Source organism: Heliobacterium mobile (assembly GCF_009720735.1).
In the GTDB taxonomy this organism is placed as follows: Bacteria; Bacillota; Desulfitobacteriia; order Heliobacteriales; family Heliobacteriaceae; genus Heliobacterium; species Heliobacterium mobile.
Genome location: NZ_WNKU01000050.1, coordinates 1 through 9128, shown reverse-complemented (window position 1 = coordinate 9128; position 9128 = coordinate 1). Strand labels below are relative to the sequence as shown.

The 9128-nt window shown below is 43.0% G+C and carries 5 protein-coding genes; 2 read left to right on the top strand and 3 right to left on the bottom strand.

Translation table 11 applies throughout. The features are described from left to right. Nucleotides 1-654: 654 nt before the first annotated feature. The 3 genes from cas2 to cas12b are packed head-to-tail and all read right to left on the bottom strand — an operon-like array spanning nucleotide 655 to nucleotide 7083. Nucleotides 655-945 (bottom strand): CRISPR-associated endonuclease Cas2, encoded by a 291-nt coding sequence (gene cas2, locus GJ688_RS18825; RefSeq protein ID WP_155478057.1) that lies wholly within the window; start codon nucleotides 943-945, stop codon nucleotides 655-657. 29 nt (nucleotides 946-974) lie between these two features. Then, nucleotides 975-2648: a CRISPR-associated endonuclease Cas4g/Cas1g gene (cas4g/cas1g, locus tag GJ688_RS18820; protein ID WP_155478056.1), complete on the bottom strand. Its 1674-nt coding sequence runs from the start codon at nucleotides 2646-2648 to the stop codon at nucleotides 975-977. 16 nt (nucleotides 2649-2664) lie between these two features. Continuing rightward, on the bottom strand, nucleotides 2665-7083 hold the full coding sequence (gene cas12b / locus GJ688_RS18815; protein WP_155478055.1) for a type V CRISPR-associated protein Cas12b: 4419 nt from the start codon (nucleotides 7081-7083) through the stop codon (nucleotides 2665-2667). Nucleotides 7084-7550: 467 nt separating this feature from the next. Here cas12b and GJ688_RS18810 point away from each other — a divergent pair, with 467 nt between their 5' ends. Beyond that, nucleotides 7551-8813 carry a hypothetical protein gene (locus tag GJ688_RS18810; protein WP_155478054.1) on the top strand — a complete coding sequence of 421 codons (1263 nt, stop codon included), beginning with the start codon at nucleotides 7551-7553 and terminating at the stop codon, nucleotides 8811-8813. Next, complete coding sequence (locus GJ688_RS18805) at nucleotides 8798-9073, top strand: hypothetical protein (RefSeq protein ID WP_155478053.1); 276 nt, start codon at nucleotides 8798-8800, stop codon at nucleotides 9071-9073. The genes GJ688_RS18810 and GJ688_RS18805 overlap by 16 nt, the downstream gene beginning before the upstream one ends. Nucleotides 9074-9128: the final 55 nt, after the last annotated feature.

The window sequence follows — 9128 nt, the reverse complement described above, 5'->3', positions numbered from 1 at the left end:
CCCACCCCACCCCAATATATATATAACTGACACCTTCCTCTCCTAGATATACTCTATGCGAACCCTCCGGACCGTCCCAACTGTAAAACCGACAGCAGTGTCACATTCGTAGCTTTCATTAAGGCGATGCGACCTCGGCTAACCATTTACTCGTTAGATTCTTCTCCGGTGTCACATTCGTAGCTTTCATTAAGGCGATGCGACGGTCTGAATACGCTTTAAGTTTTGACCTTCATTCGTGTCACATTCGTAGCTTTCATTAAGGCGATGCGACGCACAGGCCCAGACGGTAAACAGATGCGTCCTGGTGTGTCACATTCGTAGCTTTCATTAAGGCGATGCGACCGCTTGTGCTCGAACCTCGTTTACCGCAAGCCTTCTGAAGCTGTGTTACGAGCACAACTAAATATATCGTCCATCGCTGTGTTATAAAATAAGAAGCAAGTCAAGTTTTTCTTAATAACCGCAATACTTGCGAGCACACTCTGATAGGCCTTAATGAACCTTCGTGCTCGATATTCGATTATCAAAGGGCCCTAATGAAAAATAGGAATGCCACGGTGCCAAGCCTACTGAAAGGGACGACACATGCCGTGATTTTTTGCCTCCTATAGAGACACTTGGAAAGTACCACGTTTTTCTTTTTTTGTCAAGTTAGAACACAAGGAGTCGTTCGTCAATTTGCTCAAGACGTTTTCCTATTACTTCAGTCGACTCTCTTGCTTTTTCCTCATTGCTTCCTAAATCGACGATCATAATTTGGTCTTCCCTAGCATTTACAATCGATTCCAGTTTACCCTGAAGCCTGACACGTTCAATATCTTTGAGAACGCAAAAGAAAATCGAGTACTGCCAGTGTTCTCCATAACCCTTCATGGTCTTGAAAACTTTTCTTAGCCTTTTGGCATCACTGATATCATAACAAACAAGATAACATCGGCGCATTGCAAATCTTCCTATAAACCTAAAATACCCTAACGTGTCGTAAGGAAAGAAAGATCCGGAATTTCCCCCATCAACCACGCTGCTATCATTCTGGCATGCAAGATTAGCATGCGCCGATAACTGAGTCGATAACCATAAGTGGGATGTGTAATTAACGTATCCATTCGTCTAGCATAAATATTGTAAAACGCTCTCCGTCCAAAATCGGTCATCAAACATCCCGAAGCGGTTCTGATAAAGTGACCTTCACCCAATTCTCCTCTATTGAATGCGGAGATGACAATAGAATCTGCAATCAGTGGACGGAACGGCTCCATTAAATCTAATGCTAGCGCCGGCCGACCTGGTCGTGACACATGTAAAGCGCCGATACTCGGTTCGAGTCGTGCTAACCGGCAGGCGGCGACTGACTCATTCGTCAGATTCGTATAAGCGAAAGATAAACAAGCATTAATTGGATCGAGTGCCGGTCTTCTAACTCGTCCATTTTTTTGAAATTCTTCGGACAGTATATCTTTAATCGTTCCTGCAAAATGGCGGAAGTATAGAGATGCAGCTTGTCCTTCATAACCCCTTACTGAATCTACCGATTTTGCCTTTTCAGTCAAGGCAATTAGTTTTTTTAAATCTTTTGCTACATTTTCCGGTAAAGCAGCATTATTTCTCATCAAAAGTGTTCGTTGGTTTGCGATCTTCGCTATAATCAGAGCCTTTGACAATTCAAGAACTACAGTTGGATCGTCAAGCTTTCGAACTTGGCTCCGGCGAATTTCGGCACTTGTTGAATCTAAAGGATCGATCAATGCAATTAAGCGACCAACTGGAGATAGGTAGGCAATAGGAATACCGAGATCGGACAATGTTTGCACAGCTTGGGTTGATATTTGCACAGATCCAAGGAGAGATACGCTTTCAACATTTGTAAGTGGGATTTCTTTTTGAAGGGTTCCTTGTGCATCTTTGATTCGCATAGACATTCCAGAAACGCCGATTTTCGTCCCCTGTTGTTGTACTACCACCTGAATTCCTTCGTCGCAAGGTGGCCAGACTTTCCTTGGCTGAAATTCCTCATCAGCATTTTTCAAGCGCTCATAATTGATTTCATTGGGTAGGCAGAGTGGTTGTAAGGAACATCCAGAACAGCGTTCATCGTTGACAAGCGGCAACGGTCTTGAGCCTTTGGCGCAGTTTTTAGCTTCTTCCAAAATCTCTAACGCTTCGTCTTTTAAAGCAGTGTCAACGATTAAGGAGAGCTTCATTTTTTCACGGGCATAATATATTTGTGCTTCTTTTACTTCGTATCCTGTTTGTTCTAACAAAAGAGCTTGTAAACCGACCTGTACTCGTTCAGTAGGCCAAGGCTCCGCAAAGTTTCCTTTTCTTCGCGGCCTACCTTTTCGATATTCAATCGGTGTCGCCTGATTGCCATCAATATCGACGAGATCAATTATAGCCATCAGCTTTAGTTCTGAGTTTCTTACCGTAAAACTTCGTACGCTTTTTGGCTGTTCTTCTTGAATCAAGTCTCCTTCCTTCGACCTTTTAACCCGACTCGGTTTATCCACCTTGCGATGAATGTTCATACCTTCTTCGGTATGAACATTCACAAGATGAAGACCTTCAACTTCCATCAGATAAAAAAGTCGAGGGCAGTAAGCATATTCGGCAACATTTCGTGCGGGCCACAGATACTCATCGGTCATGATTCATCACTTTTCTTTACATCGAGTCTATATAAACTCTCCGTAAGTTTTCGATTACTTTCTCCGTTTGAAGTTCCCAATAATCTTGATATGTGAACCAAGTTGCTTTGTGATAAGAAACATTCGATACATCTCGAAATAGATTCATTACTCTCGCTTCTTCTGCTTTTTTACGGGTAACTCTTTCAATGTTTGTAGTATAACCCGTTCCACACTTCCCAAACTTCTGTTTATCTAACTCATGTACACCAGCATACTTTTCTTTGACAGGTATGCGATAGTTCTCGCTTGGTGATGTTGCAATATACCACCATCGTCCAGGCCAATCAGGATCGGTTATCGCCCGAAGTCCAATATTCGCGGCTGCATTTAAGTCGGCGTGGATGCCTTTTTGAACGGGTGAGTTCCTATCGGCAGATACGAATATTTCACCGCCACTAACGGGAATACGGAAGTACTTGTCTTTATCGTTTGTTTTCTCAGCCAGTTCTTTCAATTTTAAAATATACTTTTCGAACGCACCCGCTTTGTGTTGTTGTGCTTTTTTTTCCGCCTTTTTCAATTCCTTGTCCCAATAAATTGAAGAACAAAAGTCAGAAACACTAACGTCTCTACACCGCAGCCCGGCCGCACCTGTACGAGAGTCCTGCCTGGAGGTGTATCTCGGAGATACATCAACTAGTTTAATCCCGTGCAAAGTCCTGCTATCATCCAGATATTTCTTTACTCTAGCCGCTTGCCAATTCATAAGCTGGCGATTTTCTCGACGTGTTCGCGTCTCTTCGGGGCGATAATGGGTCAGGTCTTCTATTACAACGGCGTGACAAGCCCGATGTCGTAGATCATCCGGTTGATTTATGGGGCGTTTTGGAGTTTTCGATCCCATCGTACGAGAATATTCCTGTCCAATGCCAAGCGCTGCTTCCACAATCCGGCTGACGAGTTGTTTGACCCTGTTTTCCTGCATGTTCTCTATATCCGTTAAAACTTTTTGTCCAAAAGAAGGTTGGACTTGATCCCCATCGCTTTCAGTAGTAGGGCGTGTGTAATAGGCGATCTGTGCCCTGCGAAGTGCTCTAAATGTGGTTATACGAATTGTTGACAGACCCCCAACATGGCGAATCGAACCGGATTTCCCTTTCCCACCTGATGGAACAATCCAGTCTTTTATAAGACGAAGTTGTTCTCTCCATCGTTCATCGTCTTCTCTCCAACGGGTCGCCCAGAGAGTGTGTAACTTCATACATAAAGATTCATTCTTAGTCAGCAATCGGGCAAGTTCTGCATCGTTTTCTGGATTTTCATCGATCAATGAATAATCATTCGCTAACTTTTTTATATAGACACTCCATAGTTCTTGCGCCCTCTCGTCAACCCATCTTTCGTTACTAGTCAAATCTCTCCAGTCCTGGATAACTTCCATTAATATTGTGTTTCTATCCTCTATGGGTAAAGATTGCTTGCGACCACCGGGCCTTGTTTTATCTGAGGAAATCAGGTTTTTCGCGATTCGAGTTCTTTTGGCATGACGTCGTAGCCCTTCCCTTACCATTCGAACTGCATAAGCCATCAGTTTGTCAACCGATAAGAGCTTCGTAATATTTCCGTCGTTCCATTCTTTTTTTACGTCATTTTCTTTTGATGGATAACCTAGCGTTTCAAATCCTTCGGCCATCTTCATGTAACTCTTACTGTTTGAATACTGATGATAAAGTCGATCGAAAAGCGGATTCTTTTTACCGATAAACTCTTCAAGCTTGTGCACGAGGAAGAGTTCCTCTGACGACGCTTTGCGAACCATTTCTTCGCCCTGAAGCTTGATGAAGAACTGTCTGTCCAAGCGTGCCCACGGTGCTGGGTGCGGTTCTCCATCATGTATGACATCGGGACCAATCCGCCGGTAAAATATCGTTTTCTTCTTTTCTTTTCCTCCCGAAAAGCTCGAATAGGAAATGTGCAGATAATGGTCTTCTTCTTTTGGGAAATCTCGACCATGGTCCTGGCAAACCTTTTTAATTTCTTCGAGATCGACTGTCTCCCAAACAGCACAAGCGGCGCCATACCGATGTCCTAAATCTACAGAAAGCACCCGTAATCCCGGAAGTCGACAAAGTTGTAAGCGCCCTTCTCCTCTTCGCTTTTTATTTTCTTTGGCAAAAAGACTACTTTGGGTACTAGATAAGGTAGCTTCTCGATTACTGAGATAATCCAGCCAGGGTCCTTGCGGTTTTAGCTTGGCTGATAATGTGATGAACCAGTTGATTTTTTTCGTTTCTCTATGAAAAGCCGCCAAATCCTTGTTTCGTAACGCATCAAGCTGACATAGCTGCTCTCTAGGCGCTTGTAGTCTGCCATTCCATTTGTTACTTTCTGAAAATATATCTCGAACAAATATAGCCCATTCGCTTTCTACATTGCTTGTAGCTACACCATGTCGGGTTGCTCTTGGTACATTCTTCGTTTCGGAACGGTCTACAAAGTTAATATATTGGGTTCTTAATGCAAAATCGCTGAACAATTGTTTGGAAGACCAACGCATTGGGACAGCCCTCGTTTCTTGGCCGTCCCAGACCTCAAGAGAGAGTATTCGTGGATTGAGTAGTCGACTTTTTTCTTCTCTATGTCTTTTTAACTCCTTTTCTATACTGAGTAACTGACTTTCTAACTTTTCGTTCTTAGTACTATTCTTGTTCTTTTCGATTTTTTCCAGAATTTCTTTTCTTTTATCCTCTTTTTTTTCGATGATTCCGTTCAATTCTCGAACTTTTTTTACTGCTTCATAGGCATTATAACTAATGCTGGGCCGTGAGTTACCAAAATCGCAGAAGACGGGATGAAGCAGAGGATCGGGATGTCTATAAGCTGGAACCTTGAACTTGCTTTGTTTATACCGTGCCTCACTGGCTGTCACATAATTTTTAAGTATTTCCGGATCAGGTTTGCCGTTATTCAGCCAAACGAATTTTGCTTCCTCAGTGGCTAAATCTTCAAAAAGATTAATGTCGCCGAATTTATCTAGGTCATCTTGCAAGCTGCGGGCCAAGTGTATTCTTTCTTCGGCAGTTGCTTTAGGATTTTTTGACCAAAGGTGCACAACTTCGCCCCATCCATTAATAGCCCCTTTACGGATTCTAACTCGTTCCTTAGCATCCGTGTCTTTTGTTCGCTGTTCACAATACTTTAATAAAAAAGTTCTTGCTTCTTCAGGGACCTCGGTTAATTTCTCGGTATCGCCGTTTAATTCTTGCCTTCTCTTTTCCGCTATCTTATTCCACGTATGGGCAGTGGATACTTTACGCGCTCCGTGATCAAACATGATGGAAAAGAATTCATGCCTCGATCCTTTGTCTAGTTTAAAAAAGGTAAAACCACAAGCATTTTCAACATCTCGAATGAGCACCTCACAATATTCGTGAGGACCTTTTTCTTTCTCTGATGCTTTTTTCTTTGATTTTTCCGCGTCAGAAAATGCGCTCTTATTTAATTTTCTTAGTTCATCTCGGTCTAGCTGCCTACTGTCAGAGTATGACTGTAGTTTTAGCTGTGTTGAACTCCTACGTCCTTGACTTTTTGCGATACTCAAAATTCCATCTTTATTTTTTGTGGGTAGATTAAGACCGTTTTTCTCTAGAAAAAAAGCCAGGTCTTCCATAGTTGATGTAGGGTTATCTTCATTTGACTTCATTAAAGCCCATTGCCCGATTAGCATATAGACAACAGTTAGTTTACTATAATCGGATTTTTTACCTTGTCCTATTCTAGAACTTAACCAATTACCTGCCTTTTGAATAAGTGTTCTGGAGTCATTTTCGGAATGCCCGTTATTTTTCTCTTGATATGAAACAAAGTAAGCCTCTTTACTGGTAAAGAAATAATCAAGCAAATCCCAAACTTCATCTCTGGACAAGGAAGGAATAGTCTTTGCTAATTCGTCAAAGGCATCACTTCGATTCACCCAAATGGCATCTTCCCGAATTGGTGCTGTCACCAGATCTTTACAGTCTGCTATCCAATTCTCGATTTCCTTGTTATCAACATCTCGTCTTACCAAAATGTCTCGTAATGCCTCGACGGTCTTCCATTTCAATTTAGAATTGTTAGGTAAATCAGGATCATGAGAAACAATATACTCTACAGGGGCGCCGTTTTTTGACTCGACGGACAGCCAAGAAATCGCCAAAATCCTTCTGCGTCTTCTTATTTCCTCATTTCCGTTCTCAAGTTCTTGCGATTCCTCCTGTAAATCTTCCGGTTTCGCTAAGTTATGATCAAGACCCCCTCGAAACGTTAACAACCAATCGCCGAAAGCTTTAGCGCCACGATTAATCGCTTCATGCGTGAACCATAAACAGTCGCGCCATGAGTCGTTTTGCTTATCCACGCCATAAAGTCGCATTGTATAAGCTCTGGGAACGCTATTATTGGTATCCTTCAAAGTAAAGTCAACTCCCTTTTAAGCAATCGGTATTTACCGTTTAAAACCTCCCCATATTTTACAATTACTTTACCATGTCTTTATGTTATATGTAAATTATTTTACAAAACTGAAAAGTTTAGTCTTCGTGAAATAGAAAAACTAGGGTTCACAAAACTCCAGAAATAAATCAGCCCCAACTAGTTAGCGAGTTAAAAAGAAACACCTAACGGCTTGACTGATAATTTACAACCGAACGGGTACCTGCATAGGCGGACTCAAGCCCTTCATGTTCGCTCACAAACCAAACCTACTCATCACCAATATACCGGGACTTTTCTTTCATAATACACAAAGCCCAAAAGCCCACTATAGCGAAACTCCGTCTGCTACAGTAGGCTTTTTTCTATTCTTCCGCAAATGAAGGTTATCTCACCAAACTGTCAATAATAGTAAAGTAACTCCAACAACAGAACGGACGGATCACCATGACCACTGAAGACCAAAGCGTCTATCAAAAAGATTATGACATCACCCACAGCGATGTCATCGCCGCCAAGAAGCTTGAACCCTACTTTCATATGTTAAACATCTTTCGAACCCAAGATCCGAAGTTCATGGTACTGATCCTTGCTGGGGCACGGACCATTGCCTCATCACGGGCTGGCTTTTTTTCGATTTCTGACGTGGACAGCCTGCTCACCTATATGACAAAAGCAAATCGAAACAAAGTGTTCAAGTATCTCCGCAACCACAAATGGATCGTGCATAACGGACTAGAATATGAAATGCCCACACATATTCGCGCATTGCTATCTCACTTGATGAGCTCTTTTGTACGCGGAGAATCGACTATCGCCCAGAACATACAAATCATGATCGCCGAAACATCCGTCATGGATCACTATAACTTGGATGAAACCGATCGGAATGAGGTATTCCGTGCCCATATGTCTGGACTTGCCTTATTGCGAAATGACATGGAGCGGACGCTGAGGAAACGGGACTTTAAGACCATTCTTCAACTTCTCAAAGACTCCAAAGCGCTCCAAAAAGCAATTAAAGATGCCAAAGAGATCATTCGGTTAAAGGAAAATACCCTTTCTTCCGGAGGCATCCACCTGCACCGATTATACGATATCGCCAGCGAAATCGGGGCATTGTTAGAGCGTTTACTCGATGCCAGCATCGAATCCGCCAAAAACAACATCGGAGCCATCGGTAAAAGCATCACTTCCGAAGACATCGACGAATTCCTCAAGAAAACGCCCATCTACAAATTAGCCGACATCGCAGAGGCGAACCTGCCGCCCCCAAAACAGCCGATTTGGCTACACGAAGAACAGGTGGCGATGCGGGCGGCATCATTTCTCGAACGCCGGCCTGAGATCGTAGAACCGACACCTCCACCAGCCATAGCCGACCTACCCGAAGAGGATATGGACAACGAACGTGCCCGCAACCCCCTCGAAGAACTCTATCAAGAACTGCTTTTCAAGATGAATGATATCCATAGTGCCCCATTAAATGAACTGCTATTTCCTCCCGACTCAGACTTCGGCCAGGCAATGCATCGTACCGGCCAGACAGTCCGACTCACCCTCGACTTAGCAAAAACCAAAGAGAAACGAGATCCCTGTTTCGTCATGGATGTTTCTGACGAATTTACGAAGATTGAATTAGGTCCCGTTCTGGAAATGAATAAAACTACCCTGTTAAAAGAGGAACAGAACATATGGAAAACCGGTTAGGAATCGATCCGGAAGTCATCAAAGCCTGCTCGCTGTTTCATTTCGGTTGGGTGGTCAAAAAGGACGTACCCCGAATGGGACGGGATACGGTTTTTTACCATCAAGTGAACGAAGTCCTTTCTCTAATGGGCTATGATCTGGTCAATCCGCCCTATAGCGATTGGTACATCATCCGGCTCAAACGAGAGTATGACGTCGCTGCCCTTGATCGAGATCGCAAGAAAAATCGAGAACTTAATAACTCAAGTTTCGCAGATTAAAAATCGCGTTAAACCCTTAACCAGTATGGGAATTTCGCCAACAAATTCTGGTGCT

Bases quoted from the DNA above. Each gene is read 5' to 3' on its own strand.
- cas2 (WP_155478057.1), bottom strand. From the start codon at position 945: ATGCGCCGATGTTATCTTGTTTGTTATGATATCAGTGATGCCAAAAGG.
- cas4g/cas1g (WP_155478056.1), bottom strand. From the start codon at position 2,648: ATGACCGATGAGTATCTGTGGCCCGCACGAAATGTTGCCGAATATGCT.
- GJ688_RS18810 (WP_155478054.1), top strand. From the start codon at position 7,551: ATGACCACTGAAGACCAAAGCGTCTATCAAAAAGATTATGACATCACC.
- GJ688_RS18805 (WP_155478053.1), top strand. From the start codon at position 8,798: ATGGAAAACCGGTTAGGAATCGATCCGGAAGTCATCAAAGCCTGCTCG.